The following is a 16,093-nucleotide window of genomic DNA, read 5'->3' on the forward strand; positions in this document are numbered from 1 at the left end:
AGGTCACATCCCGCGGCACTGGTTCTCCTTGTCACCGTTCACGCGGTTGCCGGCACCCACCGGCTTCGGCGCGTTGTTCTTGCACTGCAGGTTGCCGTCGACCACGTTGCGGCGTACGACGAAGCGACCCCGGTTGCCGAAGAGCTGGATGTCGCCGTCGACCACGGTCCGCGCGATCTTGCCGCCCTTGCCACGCGAGAGCTGGATGTTGCCCTCGACGCGCGAACGCACGATCTTGCCGTTGACCTTGCGCGCGGTCACGACGACGCGACGGTGCCGCTGCGACTGGATGTTGCCGTCGACACGTACGCCGCGCGCCACCAGGCGTGCCCCCGCGCGGACCTTCACGTCGCCGTCGACGCGGGTGCCGAGCAGCCGGCAGGTCTTGCCCTTCGGCACGACGATGTTGTCGCCGACGGCGACTGCCTTGATGGTGCCGACGCAGCGACGGTCGTCGGCGTGGGCGGTGGTCGGCGCGGCGACGAGCAGGCCGCCGGCGAGGACGAGGCTGAGAGGCGCGAGGACGGCCGAGGTGAGGCGACGCATGAGGACTCCTGGGGCGAAGGGGCTGGACGGACCACAGCGTCCACCGCCTGTGTGAACGCGCGGTGAGCACCACATGAGGGCGCTCTCATGTCGCCCTTCCCCCATCGGACAACGCGGTGCGAGGCTGGGTGGATGGCGCACCTCCTGCTCTTCCACCACGTCCAGGGCCTCACCACGGGTGTGCGCGCGTTCGCCGACCGGATCCGCGCCGGCGGCCACAGCGTGACGACGCCCGACCTGTTCGGCGGGCGCACGTTCGCCAGCATCGAGGAGGGGATGGAGTACGGCGACGCCCACCAGGACAAGGCGGTGGACATGGCCAAGGCGGCAGCCGCGGTGCTGGCGCCCGGGTTCGCGGCCGGCGGCATCTCCTACGGCGTCGTCCCGGCCCAGACCCTCGCGCAGCAGCACGAGGGGGTCCGGGCGGCGGTCCTCGTCGACGGCGGCTTGAAGACGGAGTGGTTCGGGGGTCCCTGGCCCGCCGGGGTCGCGCTGCAGATCCACGTCTGCGCCGACGACCCGTGGGCCGAGCGCCCCATGCCCGACGAGCTCGCCGCTGAGGCCGCCGGCGAGCTCAACCTCTACCCGGGCTCGGCACACCTGAGCGTCGACGCCAGCCTGCCGTCGTACGACGAGACGATCACCGCAGAGGTCGTCGAGCGGACGATCGCGTTCCTCGACCGGCTCGGATAGACCGGACTTCGGACATGAGTTGTGCGGTTTCGCGCGTCAACTCCCGTCGTAAGCGACAAAGTCGCCACAGATGTGGCGACTTTGCCACCCTCAGCGGACCAGGAAGCCGAGCAGGTCCTGGCGGGTGAGGACGCCGACCGGGCGGCCGTCCTCCTGCACGAGCAACGCGTCGGCGGATCCGAGTGCGCCGACGGCGTCCGCGATGGCCTCGGTAGCACCGATCGTCGGCAGCGCCGGGCTCATGTGCTCCTCGACGGCGTCGGCGAGCTTCGCCGTACCTGCGTAGAGCGCGTCGAGCAGGGCGCGCTCGGAGACCGAGCCCGCCACCTCGGCGGCCATGATCGGCGGCTCCGCGAGCACGACCGGCATCTGGGAGACGCCGTACTCGGCCAGGATCTGCACGGCCTCCGCGACGGTCTCATTGGGGTGGGTGTGGACCAGGGCGGGGATGTCGCCCTTCTTGGCGCGCAGCACCTCGCCGACCGTCTGCCCGCCGCTCTCGCCGGCCAGGAAGCCGTACTGCCCCAGCCAGTCGTCGTCGAAGACCTTGGTGAGGTAGCCACGACCGGAGTCGGGCAGGAGCACGACGATGACCGCGTCGGGGTCGTCGAGCTCGCGGGCGAGCTGCACCGCGGCGAAGGCGGCCATGCCCGACGAGCCGCCGACGAGCAGCGCCTCCTCCCGGGCGAGCCGGCGGGTGAAGCTGAAGGAGTCCCCGTCGGAGACCTCGATGATCCGGTCGGCGATCTCCTGGTCGTAGGTCGTGGGCCAGAAGTCCTCACCGACGCCCTCGACGAGGTACGGACGGCCGGTGCCGCCGGAGTAGACCGAACCGTGCGGGTCGGCGCCGATGATCTTGACGTCGGGGTTCTGCTCCTTGAGGTAGCGCCCGATGCCGCTGATCGTGCCGCCCGTGCCGACGCCGGCGACGAAGTGGGTGATCTTGCCGTCGGTCTGGCGCCAGATCTCCGGGCCCGTGGTCTCGTAGTGCGAGCGCGGGTTGTGCTGGTTGGAGTACTGGTCGGGCTTCCACGCGTTCGGCGTCTCGCGGACCAGCCGGTCGGAGACGTTGTAGTAGGAGTCCGGGTGCTCGGGTGCGACCGCGGTCGGGCAGACGACGACCTCTGCGCCGTACGCCTTGAGCACGTTGCGCTTGTCCTCGCTGACCTTGTCAGGGCACACGAAGATGCACTTGTAGCCCTTCTGCTGCGCGACCATCGCCAGCCCGACGCCGGTGTTGCCCGACGTCGGCTCGACGATCACGCCACCGGGCTTCAGCTCACCGGATGCCTCGGCCGCCTCGATCATGCGGGTCGCGATCCGGTCCTTCACCGACCCGCCGGGGTTCATGTACTCGACCTTCGCCAGCACCGTGCCCGGCGCACCGTCGGTCGAGCGGCCGAGCCGCACGAGAGGAGTGTTGCCGACCAGGTCCACCACGGAGTTCACGTAGTCCACGCTCGGACTCTACGCGGGCCTCGGTAGCGTGAGTCCATGGGGAAGGCAGCAGCAGCACGCAGACTGGCCGCCGCTGCCGCGTACGGCGGCGGTGGCGCCTCGATCGTGGGCCTCGCCGGCATCGCGCTCTTCAAGGCCGAGGCCGCGCTGGCTCGCCGCACCATCGGCAACGCCGAGGACCCCGGGCCCAACGCGACCGGGTGGTACGGCAAGGGCCGCCCCGGTCCGGCCATCAAGATCGCGCTGCTCGGCGACTCCAGCGCGGTCGGCTACGGCGTCGACCGGATCCAGGAGACGCCGGGCGCGGGCCTGGCGACGGGTGTCGCCGAGCGCGCCGACCGGCGCGTCTATCTGCGCTCCTTCGCCGTGGTCGGCGCGCAGAGCTCCGACCTCGCCGGCCAGATCGACGCCGCGCTCGCCATCGAGCCCGACGTCGCGGTGATCCTCATCGGCGCCAACGACGTCACCCACACGGTGCTGCCGGCGCAGTCGGTGCGGCTGCTCGAGGCCGGCGTACGCCGACTGCGTGCGGCCGGCGTCGAGGTCGTCGTCGGCACGTGTCCCGACCTCGGCACGATCGAGCCGATCCCGCCCCCGCTCAAGCAACTGGCACGCGCGTGGTCGCGCCGGCTCGCGGCCGCCCAGACCATCGCCGTCGTCGAGGCCGGCGGCCGCACGGTGTCGATGGGCTCGATCCTCGGGCCGGAGTTCGCCGCGGCCCCGGCGATCCTCTTCGGCCCGGACCAGTTCCATCCCTCGGCCGCCGGCTACGCCCGCGTGGCAGCCGTCCTGCTGCCCTCGGTGCTCGCCGCGCTCGGCGTCATCCCGGCCGAGGACCTCGAGCCGGAGGCCTACCGCGGTGAGGGCGTGCTGCCGGTGTCGTACGCCGCCGTCGAGGCCGCGCGCACGCCCGGCACCGAGGTCGGCGGCACCGAGGTCGGCGGCGACGAGCGCGGCACCCGCGGGCGCTGGGCCCTGCTACGCCACCGCCGCCGCTACCCCGGCCGCGACGCCGACGCGCCGGACGAGGGCGACGAGGACCCGGCAGTTTCACCGCCCGAATAACGAAACTGCCCGACACGCCGGGCAGTTTCGTACGACGAGCGGGCGTGTCGTTCGACGGGCGGTGAAACTGCCACCCGCGAGACGGCAAGACCCCCGCGTCCCAGAGGGAGCGCGGGGGCCTCGGTGGAGCGGGCTGAGGTCAGTCCTGGCTGAAGATGGCCAGGATGCGCAGCAGGTTGGTGTAGATCCAGACCAGGCTGACGGTCATGGCGAACGCGGCGCGCCACGACTCGCGCTCGGGCAGGCCGTTGGCGATGCCCCGCTCGACGAAGTCGAAGTCCATGATCAGCATGAAGATGCCGAGCACCAGACCGGCGACGGCGAACAGCAGACCCAGCGCACCGAAGCCGAAGAGGCCGATGTCGGCGTTGAAGAACCGCAGCACCATCTCCATGAGGCCCAGGCCGACCATGCCGAACATCGCGGCGACGACGCCGCGGCGGAACTTGTCACCCACCTGGATGTTGAGCACCTTGTAGGCGACCAGCGTGCCGGCGAAGGCCGCGAAGGTGCCGAGGACGGCGTTGGTGACGATGCCCTCGCCGAACTGCGCGTCGAAGAGCTTGCTCAGCGCGCCGAGCGCGACACCCTCGGCAACCGCGAAGGCCAGCACGAGCGCGGGGCTGATGACCCGCTTGAAGGAGTTGACCAGCGAGAGGATGAACGCCAGGCCGGCGCCCAACATGACCGCGCCACCGATCACGCCGATCGCGTCGGCATCGGCGCGCAGGTCGGGGGTGAGGATCCAGGTGGCCAGCGCCGTGAGGATCACGAGCCCGACCGAGATACCGGTCTTCTGCACGACCGAGTCGATGGTCATCCGCGACGTCGGTTCGGTGACGAAGCCGTAGTCGGCGGGGGTCTGCGGGTCGTTGGGAGAGCCGAGCGACCAGGTCGACGGGTCGCTCTGCGGCGCGGCGTACGTCTGCGCACCGCCGCGCTGGAAGCCCTCGGCGCGGTTGAAGATCGGGTTGTTGCTCTGCATGTGGTCTCTCCTTGGAGGCCTTGCGGTCTGTCGTCCCAGTCTACGGGTGTGCCATGTCAACGACCGGGCGCCTCACGGTGTTCCCGCTCGACGATGCCCAACGCATCGCGCGTGATCCGCTGGTAGCGAGCGGCGAGCTCGGCCGGCGAGAGCTCACCGCCAATGCGGTACCACTGCGCCACGGAGGTGCACATCGTCACCACGGCCCGGCTCGCCTCGCGGGGGTACGGCGTCCGCACGACCTGCGCACGGACGCCGTCCTCCACCGCCTCGTCGAGCAGCCGTTGTTGGCGGTCGCGGCGGGCGACGTGCTCGGTGCGCACGTCCGGATCGGCGCTGCGCAGCTCGCTCCAGGCAAGGAACGCCAGGTCGCGCTCGTGGGCGTGGAAGAGCACCAGGCACTCGACGAGTGCGTCGATGCGCGCGACCGGGTCCTCGCCCGCCCCGGCGAGGGCGGCCTCGCTGCGCCACCACAGGTCGGCCATCGCCGCCTCGAGGATCGCGACCAGCAGCGCCTGCTTGGAGCGGTAGTGGTGGTAGAGGCCCGGCACCGAGAGCCCGGCGCGTTCGGCGACCTGGCGGATGCTCGTGCCGTCGTACCCGCTCTCGACGAAGCACGCCCGCGCGGCGTCGACGATCGGCGGGAGCACGCGTGCGTCGTACGCCCGCCAGTCGCGGGGCGGGGCGGGCTCCGGTGGGGGTGCGGGGGCGGCAGTCACCTTGCTAGCCTAGCCCGACCGAGTGATCGCTCGGTCACGTCTGGAGGTCCTCATGGCTGCGCCGTCCCCCCACCCGCTCCCCGCCGAGCTCGTCGACCTGCGCGAGCGCGTCCGCACGTTCATCCGCGAGACCGTGATCCCCGCGGAGCCCGCGCCGGGCGACCGGATGCCGGAGCAGACCCGGCTGGAGCTGCAGGAGAAGGCCAAGGCGGCCGGCGTCTTCGCCCCACACGCCCGCGCCGAGCACGGGGGGCTCGGGGTCCCGCTCGAGCACTGGTCGCCGATCTTCCAGGAGGCCGGCTACTCCCCCATCGGCCCGAGCGTCCTCAACTGCATGGCCCCCGACGAGGGCAACATGCACATGCTCGCCGAGATCGCGACGCCGGAGCAGAAGGAGCGCTTCCTCGAGCCGCTCGTGCGCGGCGAGGTCCGCTCCTGCTTCGGCATGACCGAGCCCCACCCCGGTGCCGGCTCCGACCCGTCCGCCCTCGCCACCACCGCGGTCCCCGTCAACGGCGGCTGGGTGATCAACGGCGAGAAGCGGTTCATCAGTGGCGCGATCGGCGCGGCCTACTGCATCGCGATGGCCCGAACCGAGGCGACCGGTGACCACCCGGCCGGGGCGACGATGTTCCTCGTCCCGATGGACACACCGGGCATCCGGGTCGGCAGCCCGATCCACACCGTCGACCGCTACATCGACGGTGGCCACCCGCACCTGCACTTCGACGACGTCTTCGTCCCCGACGAGGCGGTGCTGGGCGCGCCCGGTGAGGGCTTCCGCTACGCCCAGGTGCGCCTCGGCCCCGCGCGCCTCACCCACTGCATGCGCTGGCTCGGTCTCGCCCGTCGCGCCCACGACACCGCGCTCGACCGCGCCGAGCAGCGCGAGCTCTTCGGCGAGCCGGTGCACCGCCTCGGCCTGGCGCAGAGCCTGATCTCGGCCTCGGTCATCGACATCGAGACCTCCGACGCGATCATCGCCAAGACCGCCCAGCTGCTGGTCAGCGACCCCAAGGCCGGCTCGGCGATGTCGTCGGTGGCCAAGGTGCACTGCTCGGAGGCGATCTATCGGGTGATCGACCGCGCCGTGCAGATCTGCGGCGGCGACGGGGTCAGCGACGGGCTGCCGCTGGCGCAGTACCTCGCCGAGGTCCGCCCCTTCCGCATCTACGACGGCTCCACCGAGACCCATCTGTGGGCGATCTCGCGGCGCGCCTCCTCGGCCCGCCGCCGCGAGGTCGAGGCCGGCGCTCCGTTCCTGGGTACGCCGACCCGCCACCCCGAGCCCGAAGCAGCGCCGGAGGCAGGCGCGTGAGTTGCCCTGTGTCAACCTCCGCGCCGTCAGGCGGCGATTTGGTGGTGTTCGTTGAGGACGCGTTGGAAGGCTCGGTGCTGGCTAGGGTCGTAGGTGGCCCGGTCTTGCCAGCAGCGCCAGATGATGTCGACCCAGGCGCGGGCGAGGATCCGGACGGCGTGGGGGTGGTCGTGGTTGCGTGCCCTGGCGCGGTTGTAGAGGTCGGCGGCCCACGGGTTGGCGTGTCGGGAGTCAGCGGCGAAGTCACACAGGGCGTCGCGGAGTTCTTTGTCGCATCCCCACCGGAAGGTGACGGCTTTGACCTTGCCGGACTGCCGCGTCGAGGGCGCGACGCCGGCCAGACAGGCCAGGGAGTCGGCGGTGGGGAACCTGCCGCGGGCGTCCCCGATCTCGGCGAGCAGTCGCGCGGCGCGCACGGTCCCGGAGCGAGGCAGCGAGGTCACGACGTGCGCGTCGGGGTGGACGTCGAGTTGCTCAGCGATCGAGTCCGCGAGCGTGGCGATCTGGGTGTTCAAGCTCCGCAGGACCGCGACGAACGCGAGCGTGGTTGCGGCATGGGGGCCGGTTTCAGCACCGGTGGTGCCGCGGGGCGCAGCGAGCAGCCGTTGGTGCAACACGGCAGGGTCGGTGCGCCCGGAGTAGGCGAGCTTCTTCAGCCATGCTGCGAGCCGGTCGGCGGTGAGCCAGTCGGCTTTGGTCTGGGTGGGGAACCGTTCCAGGAAGGACAGGCTGATCGCGGAGTCCAGGTGGGCGAACAGGTCCACGATGCCGGGGAACACGACCTGCAGGTGCGCGCGGAGCTGGTTGGCTGCCGCGACGCGGTGCGCGACCAGGTCCCGACGAGCACGCACGCTGGAGCGCAGCGCTTGGGTGGCCGGGGTCGATCTGGTCAGCGGGGTCAGGCGACGGCGGTCGGTGCGGACCACATCTGCCAGGACGTAGGCGTCGAACCGGTCGTCCTTGTTGCCGGCCGAGCCGTAGCGCGAGCGGAGGTTCTTGACCTGGTTGGGGCTGATCACCAGCACGGTCAGCTCGGTGGCAAGCAAGGCATCGATGACGGGCCCGTCGCCGCGTTCGATGCCGATCTCGACGACCTCAGCTGCCAACAGACGTCGTACGAGTCGTTTGAGGCCGGCAGCGGTGTGCTCGACGGTGAACCGGTCAAGCACCTCGCCGTCGGGGTCCAGGATGCACACGACGTGGTCGTCCTTGGCCCAGTCCAGACCGGCGCACACTCGTGGTCGGGTCGCTTCAGGGGTCACACTCATGGTCAGTTCCTCGCTGTTGGAGCAGTGAGAGAACACCCGGTGGTCCCGGGACCCTGCAGCCGGTCGCTCACTGATCGGCGCTCATCGGCGCATAGCCCTGTAGCCGGTCGGCGGGTCCTGGGCCACCGGACCTCGCAGAACTCACGCTGGACCTCGAAGGTCGAGCGACCGTGGCGATGGTCCGGTGGGGACCAGGGGTGTACCGGCAACCCATCTGAAGCCACCGACCTGAGGAAGGTAATCCAGTGAGCGACGACCTCTTCCCCGTCCCGACGATCACGGCATTCCTCGACGAGCACGGCATCGGCACGGGCCCGGTCCGGGCGAGCCGGGTCGGTGAGGGCCACTCCAACCTCACCTACTGGGTCGAGCGAGACGACGTCACCGTCGTGCTCCGCCGCGGACCCCGGCCGCCGCTGCCGAAGTCCACGCACGACATGGTGCGTGAGACCCGGATCCAGCGCACGCTGGCCGCCCACGGCGTACCCGTGCCGCAGATCCTGGCCGTCGAGGAGGACGAGGCGCGCATCGGCGTGCCGTTCTACGTCTCTGTGTGGCTCGACGGGGTGGTGATCACCGACGAGGTCCCCGCGCACCTCGACGACGAGGCGGGCCGGCGTACGACGGTCGAGGCGGCCGTCGACGCGCTGGTCGCGCTGCACGCCGTCGACGTCACGGCACCCGACGTCGCCGGGCTCGGCCGGCCCGAGGGCTACCTCGGCCGTCAGGTCGAGCGGTTCCGCGGCCTGTGGTCGGTCAATTCCCAGCGTGAGGTCGCCGGCATCCACGAGCTCGGCGACTGGCTGGCCGAGCACCTGCCCGCCACGCAGCGGCACGCGGTCGTGCACGGTGACTTCCGGATCGGCAACCTGATGTACGCCGCCGACGCACCCGCACGCGTCCGCGCGATCCTCGACTGGGAGATGGCCACGCTCGGCGACCCGCTCGCCGACGTCGGCTACCTGCTCGCGACGTACGCCACCCCGGACTCGGTGTCGACGCCGATGGAGCTCACCCCGGTGACGCGGCAGCCGGGCTACCCCGGCACCGACGACATCGCGAAGCGCTACGCCGCCGCGACGGGTCTCGACCTGGGCGACCTGCGGTGGTACGAGGTGCTGGCGCTGTGGAAGGCCTGCATCTTCCTCGAGGCGATGCACACCCGCTGGCTCGCCGGGGAGCGGCCGGGCGACGCGTTCGCCCCGACGCTGACCGACGGCGTGCCCCTCCTCGCCGAGGTCGCGCTCGCCCGCACCCGCGCCTGACCGCCGGGACGTCATACGCTCCCGGGGCTATACCTCCGCCGACGTATGACGCTCCCCGGGTGCGTCATACGTTCGCGGGGCTATAGCCAGCGCGACGTATGACGCCCGGCGTACCCCCGGTCGGACTCGAACCGACACTGGAGAGCTTTTAAGGCTCCTGCCTCTGCCATTGGGCTACGGGGGCTGGCTACAGATAAGTCTTGCGCGGGTGGATCGCGTGCGCACCCGCGGCGCGGTCCAGGAAGAGCAGCCCCTGGCAGTGGTCGATCTCGTGCTGCAAGGCGCGCGCCTCGAACGCCTCGGCCTCGATCGTCACCTGCTCACCGGTGGCCGGGAGCTGTCCGGTCACGGTGAGGCGGGTCGCGCGCTTCACGTCGCCGGTGAAGTCGGGGACGCTCATGCACCCCTCGCGCGCCTTCTCGTTGCGCGAGGAGGAGACGACCTCGGCGTTGCAGAGCACGAACGTCCCGTGGTGGCTGCGGGTCTTGGGATGCTCGGAGACGTCGACGCAGAAGACCTGCACGCTCTGGCCCACCTGGGGCGCGGCCAGTCCGACGCAGCCCGGCGAGACGCGCATCGTCGCGACCAGGTCGGCGGCGAGCTGCACGATCGCGGGGTCGGTGGGGTCGACGGTGGCGCCGACGGTCGACAGCACCGACGCGGGTGCGGTGACGACGGGCAGCACCTTGCCGTCGGTGGGCAGGTCAGTCTCGGACCACCGGCCGACGAGGTCGTCGACCGGCTGGGGCTCGGGGCTCACAGCTCGTCGCTCTCCACCGCGCGCAGCGAGACCTCGACGCCGAGCTCGCCGGCGACGCCGCGCAGCGACTCAGCGACCGCGTCGGCGTCGACCCCGGCGGGCAGGTCGACCTCGGCGATCAGCAGGTAGAGCTCGCCGGCGAGGCGCGTGGTCAGGTCGGTGATGTTGCCGCCGACCGCGGCGACCTCGCTGACGATGGACGACACGATCCCGGAGCGATCGCCGCCGTGCACCGTCAGGACGTACGACGGACCCGCCGCCGGCGCGGTCTCCTCGGTCGGCACCTCGCGCACCTCGACGGTCAGGGTCCCGTCGTCCTCGAGGCCGGCCAGGGCCGCCACGACGTCCTCGCGCGCGACCTCGCCGTCGCAGAGCAGCATCATCGCGAAGTGTCCGCGCAGCAGGGTCATCGTCGAGTCCTCGATGTTGAGGCCCAGCCCGGCGAGGGCGCGGGTGGTCTCGGCGATGATCCCCGGGCGGTCGTGGCCCAGGACGGTGATGGCATGGACGGTCACAGGGCGCAGTCTGGCAGACCGCTCGACTGGCCGGTGCGTCAGATCCAGCCGCGGTCCCGGGCGACCCGGGCGGCCTCCACCCGGTTGCTCGTCCCGGTCTTGCCGATCGCCGAGGACAGGTAGTTGCGCACCGTGCCGGGCGAGAGGTGGACTTGCTCGGCGATCGTGCCGACGGGGCTGCCACCGAGTGCGGCACGCAGCACCTCGACCTCGCGATGCGTCAGGGGGTTGGCGCCGCCGGCCAACGACTCCGCGGCGAGCGTCGGGTCGAGCACGCGCAGGCCCTGGTGCACGCGGCGTACGGCGTCGGCCAACTCTGCAGCCGGGGTGTCCTTCACGACGAAGCCGGACGCACCCGCCTCCAGCGCCCGGCGCAGATAGCCCGGCCGCCCGAACGTCGTGACCATCAACGAACGCACACCCGACAGCTCGCCGGCGACGGCAGCAGCGGCAGCGATCCCGTCGGGCACCTGGGTGCTGCCGGGCATCTCGATGTCGAGCAGGCACACGTCGGCCCGGTGGCTGCGTGCCGCGTCGACGACCTCGTCCGCGCGGCCCACCTCGGCGACGACCTCGAGGTCGGGCTCGAGCGACAGCAGCGCGGCCAACGCACCGCGCACCAACGCCTGGTCATCGGCGAGCAGCAGCCGGATCGCCCCCGTGCTCACTGCCAACACACCTCCAACCGGGTCCCGCCGCTGGACACGTCGGTCACGCTCAGTGTGCCGCCCGCGGCCCGCACTCGTTCCTCGATCCCCCGTAGCCCGTGACCGACAGGTGCCGGCCCACGGCCACGACCGTCGTCGGTGACCACGAGCCGATCGCCGAGCAGCTCGACCGTGCAGCGGGTCGCACCGGAGTGCCGGACGACGTTGGTGACCGCCTCGCGCAGCACCCAGGCGAGGACCAACCGCCGGCGCGGGTCGACCACGGAAGGATCGTCGGGTACGTCGGCGTCGATGCCGGCCGATGCGAGGGCAACCCGCGCGGCCTCCAGCTCGTCACCGAGCCGGGCCACCCGCAATCCCGCCACGGTCGCGCGGATCTCGGTCAGCGCCTCGCGGGACAGCGACTGGATCTGGGCGAGCTCCGCCTTGGCCCGATCGGGATCGAGGTCGATCAGCCGCTCCGCGAGCTCGGCCTTCGTGGTGACGACGGTGAGGCTGTGGCCGAGCACGTCGTGCACGTCGCGGGCCACGCGCTCCCGCTCGGCGACGAGGTTCGCCTCCTCTGCCATCTCCTGCGCGAGATAGCCCCGCTCCTCGAACACCCGGGTCAGCACGAGCGCGAGCGTCACGCCGACCAGCACCGGCAGGAAGAACCACAGCCCGCGGAACTCGTCGACGAAGGCGGCGAGTCCGGCGATGACGCCGGTCGCAGTGACCACCACGAAGGCGGCGACGCGCAGCGACGCGAGCAGTACGGCGTACGCCGTGACATAGATCGGCATGCCCAGGGCGTTCGCGCCGATCAACGCGACCGTGATGGTCGTCAGGAGCGTCAGCAGCACCAGCCCGACGGTCGGGCGCCACCACCGGTGCGAGCGCGCCGTGGGGCGCTCGGCGACGATGAAGCCGTGGAGGTAGACCGCGACGAACGCGGCGATCGAGGCCAGCGCGCCCCACCGGACCGGCCACGGACGGTCGGTGCCGATCACGTCGATGATCGGGAAGACCAGGAACACGAGCCAGACCGCCGCCAGCAGCCATCCCCAGCGCTGCCAGGGGTTGCCGACCTCGGGCGGCGCCGCCGTCACTCGCGCCCCCGGACCCGGCGCACCAGCCAGACGGCGGCCACGCCGAACACCGCGGCCCACACCGACACGTTGAGCAGGGGCACCCACAGCGGCTCGGAGTCGGTGAGGCCGCCCCGTCCGTCGATCAGCCGCCCCTCGGTGGCGGGGTAGCGCGCCAGCGCGACGTAGCCGTAGAGCGGGGTGAACTTGGCAGCCGTCAGCAGGGCACCCGTGAGCGGGATGAACAGGTTGCCGAGGAAGGCCATGATCACCATGATCCCGCTCGCGGCTCCCACGGCGGCCTCGGTGCGGAAGGCGAGCCCGGCGCAGAGCCCGAACAACGCGAACACCGTCGCGCCCAGCATGATCACGCCGATGCTCACCACCCAGGTCCAGGGCTCGGCGCTGGCGCCGGTGGACGCCCCCAGCAGGGCGATCAGCGTGATCGGCACTGCGGCCACGGCGACGGCGAGGAACGCCTTGACGACCACGAATCCGCGGTCGGGCAGCGGGGTCAGCCCGAGCTGGCGCCCCCAGCCCTGCATGCGCTCGACCGCGGCCATCCCGCCGATGCCGACCGTGGCGGTGACGGCGCCGTACGCCGCCATCGAGACGAGGATGTAGAACGCGACGTTGCCGTTGCCGACGGGTGCGTCCTTGTAGTCCTGGGCGGCGCCGAACACCAGGTAGAAGAAGGCCGGCAGGATCGCGACGAAGAACAGGTTGACCCGGTCGCGGGCGAACCGCTTGAGCTCGAGCCCGGCGTAGGTGAGGTTCATCGGGGGTCCTCCTCGGTGCGGGTCGTGAGCGCCAGGAAGGCGTCGTCGAGGGACGCCGCGTGGATCTCCAGGTCAGTGCCGCCGAGCTCGGTGAGCAGCGCCCGGGCGACTGCGTCGGAGTCCACGGCGGCGACTCGCAGTCGGTCGCCCTGCACCGTGACGTCCGAGACGCCCGGGTGGGCGCGCAGCGCCGCGACGACCTGCGCCTGCCGCATCACCGGCACGGTGGCGTGCACGGCCCGGCCCGCGGCGCGGGCACGGATCTCGGCGGTGCTGCCGTCGGCGATCACCCGGCCCTGGGCGATCAGCACGATCCGGTCGGCGAACGACTCGGCCTCCTCGAGGTAGTGCGTCGCGAACACCACCGTCCGCCCACGCGCCGCCTCGGCGTGCATGGCCGCCCAGAACTCGCGCCGTGCGGCCACGTCCATGCCGGCGGTCGGCTCGTCGAGCACCAGGAGGTCGGGGTCGGGCAGCAGCGCGAGCGCGAACCGGAGCCGCTGCTGCTCACCACCGGAGCACTTGGCGACCATCCGGCGCTGCAGGTCGGTGAGCCCGGCGCGGGCGATGACGTCGTCGACCGGCGCGTGCTCGGCGTACGTCGAGGCGATCAGGACGACCGTCTCCCGCACGGTGAGGTCGCGCAGCAGCCCGCCGGTCTGGAGCACCGCGGAGATGCGGCCCTGCGCGACCGCTGCGCGCGGCGGCAACCCGAACACACGCGCGGTGCCCACCGACGGCTCGGTCAGCCCGAGCACCATGTCCAGGGTCGTGGTCTTGCCGGCGCCGTTGGGACCGAGGAACGCCACGACCTCCCCGCCGGTGACGGTGAGGTCGACGCCGCGCACGGCCTCCACGACCTCGTCACGCGTGCGGAAGGACTTGGTCAGACCGGTCAGCTCGATCGCCGGGCTCGTCGACGTGTGCGCCGGAGCGGCGACGGATGTGGTGCGGATGGACATGGCTCCACTCTCGGCCGTGGACCCCCTGGCGCGCCTCCCCCTTGCGTCACGACTCGGCCATGACATCCGTCATCAGCCACCGCAACGTCATACGCCTGAGGAGCTATAGGTCGACGGACGTATGACGTCCGGCGAGTTCGACGGCGCGGGAGAAGACGGCGTCGGTCATCGGCTCGGTCAACCGACCGGTGAAGGTGTTCTGCTGAGACGGGTGGTAGCAGCCCAGCAGTGTCACGCTCTCCGCACCGCCCGGGCCGGCCACCTCGAGCTCGACACCGTGGCCGAACCGCGGTGAGCCTGGTACGGCGTACCCCCGGTCCCGCAGCGCGCGGATCCCGGCCTGCCAGCCGAACCCACCGAGGCAGACCAGGACGCGCAGCGTCGGTGCGAGCAGCTCCAGCTCGCGGTCGGCCCAGGGGGCGCAGGTGTCACGCTCGGTGGGCGTGGGCTGGTTGGCCGGCGGCGCGCAGCGTACGGCGGCCAGCACCCGTACGCCGTGCAGCTCGAGGCCGTCATCGACATGTGTGCTCGTGGGCTGGTTGGCCAGGCCGACGCGGTGCAGCGAGGCGAAGAGCCAGTCACCGGAGCGGTCGCCGGTGAAGACCCGACCGGTGCGGTTGGCGCCGTGCGCCGCGGGCGCCAGGCCCAGGACGGCGATGGTCGCGTCCGCCGGCCCGAACCCGGGCACCGGCCGCCCCCAGTAGTCCTGGTCGCGGAAGGCGGCCCGCTTCTCGCGGGCGACCTGCTCGCGCCAGCGCACAAGGCGCGGGCAGGCGAAGCAGTCGACCAGCGCGGCGTCGAGCGCCTCCAGGTCCGGCGCACGGCCCGCCTGGCGCCGCACGCCGCTGGCGCTGCGGACGAGCCTGGTCAGTGACGCTCCCGCCCGCGGGCAGCGGCGTCCCACTCCGCCGCGGTGGGCTCGGCGACATCGGACTCACCGGTCGCGGCGACGTGTTCCTTCTCCGCCGGCACCGAGAAGTCGTGGCCGCGATCCTGCTCGGCCTGGATGCGGATGTCGCGGGCCTCGCGGATGAAGTCGGCCTCCTTGCCCTCCTGCTTCTCGATGCCGGAGGTGTCGCGCGCGGGCAGCTGGATCGCGACCTCGGCCGGGATGCCGGCCTGCAGCTCCCGACCGCGCTCGAGCTCGGCGTCGAGCTCCGCACCGAACAGCAGCGCCAGGTTGGTCAGCCACAACCACAGCAGGAAGATCACGACACCGGCCAGGGAGCCGTAGGTGGTGTTGTAGGAGCTGAAGTTCGCGACGTAGAACCCGAATCCGGCCGAGGCAACGGCCCAGACCGCGATGGCGACGACCGCCCCGACCGACAACCACCGGAACTTCGGCTGCTTCACGTTGGGCGTGACGTAGTAGAGCAGGGCGACGATCACCACCACGACGGCGAGCAGGACGGGCCACTTGGCGATGTTCCAGACCGTCAGGGCGGTGTCGCCGAGCCCGATCACGCCCCCGATCGCCTCGGCCACCGGGCCGGAGACGACCAGCATGAGCAGGGCGAGCGCCACCAGCACGACGGTCACCAGCGTCACGAGCATCATCGTCGGACGCAGCTTCCAGAAGGGCCGGCCCTCGGCGATCTCGTAGACCCGGTTCATCGCGCGCCCGAAGGCACCGACATAGCCCGATGCCGACCACAGCGCACCGAGCAGACCGACGACGAGGGTGAAGCCGACCGTCTCCGCGGTCGCGAGGTTCTCGATCACGGGGCGGATCGCCTCGGTCGTCGCCGGGGTCGTGAGGTCCTCGACGATGTCGAGCACGGTCGCGATCGAGCGCTCCGCCTGCCCGACCAGCCCGAGGAGGGAGGAGAGCGCGATGATCGCCGGGAACAGCGCCAGCACGGAGTAGTAGGTGAGCGCCGCGGCGAGGTCGGTGCACTGGTCCTGGGAGAACTCCCGCACCGTGCGCTTCAGCACGAGCTTCCACGACGGTCTGCTGAGGTCCTGCGGCCCGTCGGGCTTGCGCGGGTCGTTGGGCGCGGGCGCGGTCTCGTCTCTGGTCACGAG

The 16,093-nt window shown here is 71.7% G+C and carries 17 protein-coding genes and 1 tRNA gene; 4 read left to right on the plus strand and 14 right to left on the minus strand.

All coding sequences use genetic code 11. The features are described from left to right. Nucleotides 1–3: 3 nt before the first annotated feature. Nucleotides 4–546 (minus strand): hypothetical protein, encoded by a 543-nt coding sequence (locus J2S59_RS00175; protein WP_068117418.1) that lies wholly within the window; start codon nt 544–546, stop codon nt 4–6. Nucleotides 547–678: 132 nt separating this feature from the next. Here J2S59_RS00175 and J2S59_RS00180 point away from each other — a divergent pair, with 132 nt between their 5' ends. Then, the gene (locus tag J2S59_RS00180) at nt 679–1,239 is read left to right on the plus strand and encodes a dienelactone hydrolase family protein (RefSeq protein WP_068117421.1); all 561 of its coding nucleotides are present in this window, start codon (nt 679–681) and stop codon (nt 1,237–1,239) included. A gap of 90 nt (nt 1,240–1,329) precedes the next feature. Here the strand turns inward: J2S59_RS00180 and J2S59_RS00185 are convergent, their stop codons facing one another. Beyond that, a complete protein-coding gene (locus tag J2S59_RS00185; RefSeq protein WP_306824692.1) occupies nt 1,330–2,697 on the minus strand; it encodes a cystathionine beta-synthase in 1,368 nt (455 codons plus the stop codon). Between the two features lie 36 nt (nt 2,698–2,733). On the opposite strand from J2S59_RS00185, the gene J2S59_RS00190 reads away from it, so the two are divergent. Further along, nucleotides 2,734–3,762 (plus strand): SGNH/GDSL hydrolase family protein, encoded by a 1,029-nt coding sequence (locus J2S59_RS00190; RefSeq protein ID WP_068125222.1) that lies wholly within the window; start codon nt 2,734–2,736, stop codon nt 3,760–3,762. A 139-nt stretch (nt 3,763–3,901) separates the two neighbouring features. On the opposite strand, the gene J2S59_RS00195 is transcribed toward J2S59_RS00190, so the two are convergent. Continuing rightward, nucleotides 3,902–4,747, minus strand: coding sequence for a Bax inhibitor-1/YccA family protein (locus tag J2S59_RS00195; protein WP_068125224.1), 846 nt, complete (start codon nt 4,745–4,747; stop codon nt 3,902–3,904). Between the two features lie 56 nt (nt 4,748–4,803). Then, entirely contained in the window at nt 4,804–5,466 is a 663-nt protein-coding gene (locus J2S59_RS00200) for a TetR/AcrR family transcriptional regulator (RefSeq protein ID WP_306824693.1), read from the minus strand. 52 nt (nt 5,467–5,518) lie between these two features. On the opposite strand from J2S59_RS00200, the gene J2S59_RS00205 reads away from it, so the two are divergent. Next, a complete protein-coding gene (locus J2S59_RS00205) occupies nt 5,519–6,784 on the plus strand; it encodes an acyl-CoA dehydrogenase family protein (RefSeq protein ID WP_306824694.1) in 1,266 nt (421 codons plus the stop codon). 26 nt (nt 6,785–6,810) lie between these two features. On the opposite strand, the gene J2S59_RS00210 is transcribed toward J2S59_RS00205, so the two are convergent. After that, entirely contained in the window at nt 6,811–8,052 is a 1,242-nt protein-coding gene (locus J2S59_RS00210) for an IS110 family RNA-guided transposase (RefSeq protein ID WP_068124533.1), read from the minus strand. A gap of 245 nt (nt 8,053–8,297) precedes the next feature. Between J2S59_RS00210 and J2S59_RS00215 the strand changes: the two genes are divergently transcribed. After that, nucleotides 8,298–9,317, plus strand: coding sequence for a phosphotransferase family protein (locus tag J2S59_RS00215; RefSeq protein ID WP_068121993.1), 1,020 nt, complete (start codon nt 8,298–8,300; stop codon nt 9,315–9,317). Nucleotides 9,318–9,428: 111 nt separating this feature from the next. On the opposite strand, the gene J2S59_RS00220 is transcribed toward J2S59_RS00215, so the two are convergent. The 9 genes from J2S59_RS00220 to J2S59_RS00260 form a co-directional block, all read right to left on the minus strand. Further along, nucleotides 9,429–9,501: transfer RNA gene (locus J2S59_RS00220), tRNA-Leu, on the minus strand. A 3-nt stretch (nt 9,502–9,504) separates the two neighbouring features. Next, nucleotides 9,505–10,077 carry a peptide deformylase gene (gene def / locus J2S59_RS00225; RefSeq protein ID WP_068121996.1) on the minus strand — a complete coding sequence of 191 codons (573 nt, stop codon included), beginning with the start codon at nt 10,075–10,077 and terminating at the stop codon, nt 9,505–9,507. Further along, the gene (locus J2S59_RS00230; protein ID WP_068121999.1) at nt 10,074–10,592 is read right to left on the minus strand and encodes a glycine cleavage system transcriptional repressor; all 519 of its coding nucleotides are present in this window, start codon (nt 10,590–10,592) and stop codon (nt 10,074–10,076) included. The genes def and J2S59_RS00230 overlap by 4 nt, the downstream gene beginning before the upstream one ends. A gap of 38 nt (nt 10,593–10,630) precedes the next feature. Further along, nucleotides 10,631–11,260, minus strand: coding sequence for a response regulator transcription factor (locus J2S59_RS00235; RefSeq protein ID WP_181642127.1), 630 nt, complete (start codon nt 11,258–11,260; stop codon nt 10,631–10,633). After that, nucleotides 11,257–12,348: a sensor histidine kinase gene (locus J2S59_RS00240; protein ID WP_306824695.1), complete on the minus strand. Its 1,092-nt coding sequence runs from the start codon at nt 12,346–12,348 to the stop codon at nt 11,257–11,259. The genes J2S59_RS00235 and J2S59_RS00240 overlap by 4 nt, the downstream gene beginning before the upstream one ends. Beyond that, nucleotides 12,345–13,106, minus strand: a complete 762-nt coding sequence (locus tag J2S59_RS00245) for an ABC transporter permease (RefSeq protein ID WP_306824696.1) — start codon at nt 13,104–13,106, stop codon at nt 12,345–12,347. Before J2S59_RS00245 ends, J2S59_RS00240 begins: the two co-directional genes overlap by 4 nt. Beyond that, the gene (locus J2S59_RS00250) at nt 13,103–14,068 is read right to left on the minus strand and encodes an ABC transporter ATP-binding protein (RefSeq protein WP_068125135.1); all 966 of its coding nucleotides are present in this window, start codon (nt 14,066–14,068) and stop codon (nt 13,103–13,105) included. Before J2S59_RS00250 ends, J2S59_RS00245 begins: the two co-directional genes overlap by 4 nt. Before the next feature lie 103 nt (nt 14,069–14,171). Further along, on the minus strand, nt 14,172–14,909 hold the full coding sequence (locus J2S59_RS00255) for a uracil-DNA glycosylase (protein WP_068125138.1): 738 nt from the start codon (nt 14,907–14,909) through the stop codon (nt 14,172–14,174). Nucleotides 14,910–14,935: 26 nt separating this feature from the next. Continuing rightward, nucleotides 14,936–16,090 (minus strand): YihY/virulence factor BrkB family protein, encoded by a 1,155-nt coding sequence (locus tag J2S59_RS00260; protein ID WP_220138648.1) that lies wholly within the window; start codon nt 16,088–16,090, stop codon nt 14,936–14,938. Nucleotides 16,091–16,093: the final 3 nt, after the last annotated feature.

Source organism: Nocardioides massiliensis (assembly GCF_030811215.1).
In the GTDB taxonomy this organism is placed as follows: domain Bacteria; phylum Actinomycetota; class Actinomycetes; order Propionibacteriales; family Nocardioidaceae; genus Nocardioides_A; species Nocardioides_A massiliensis.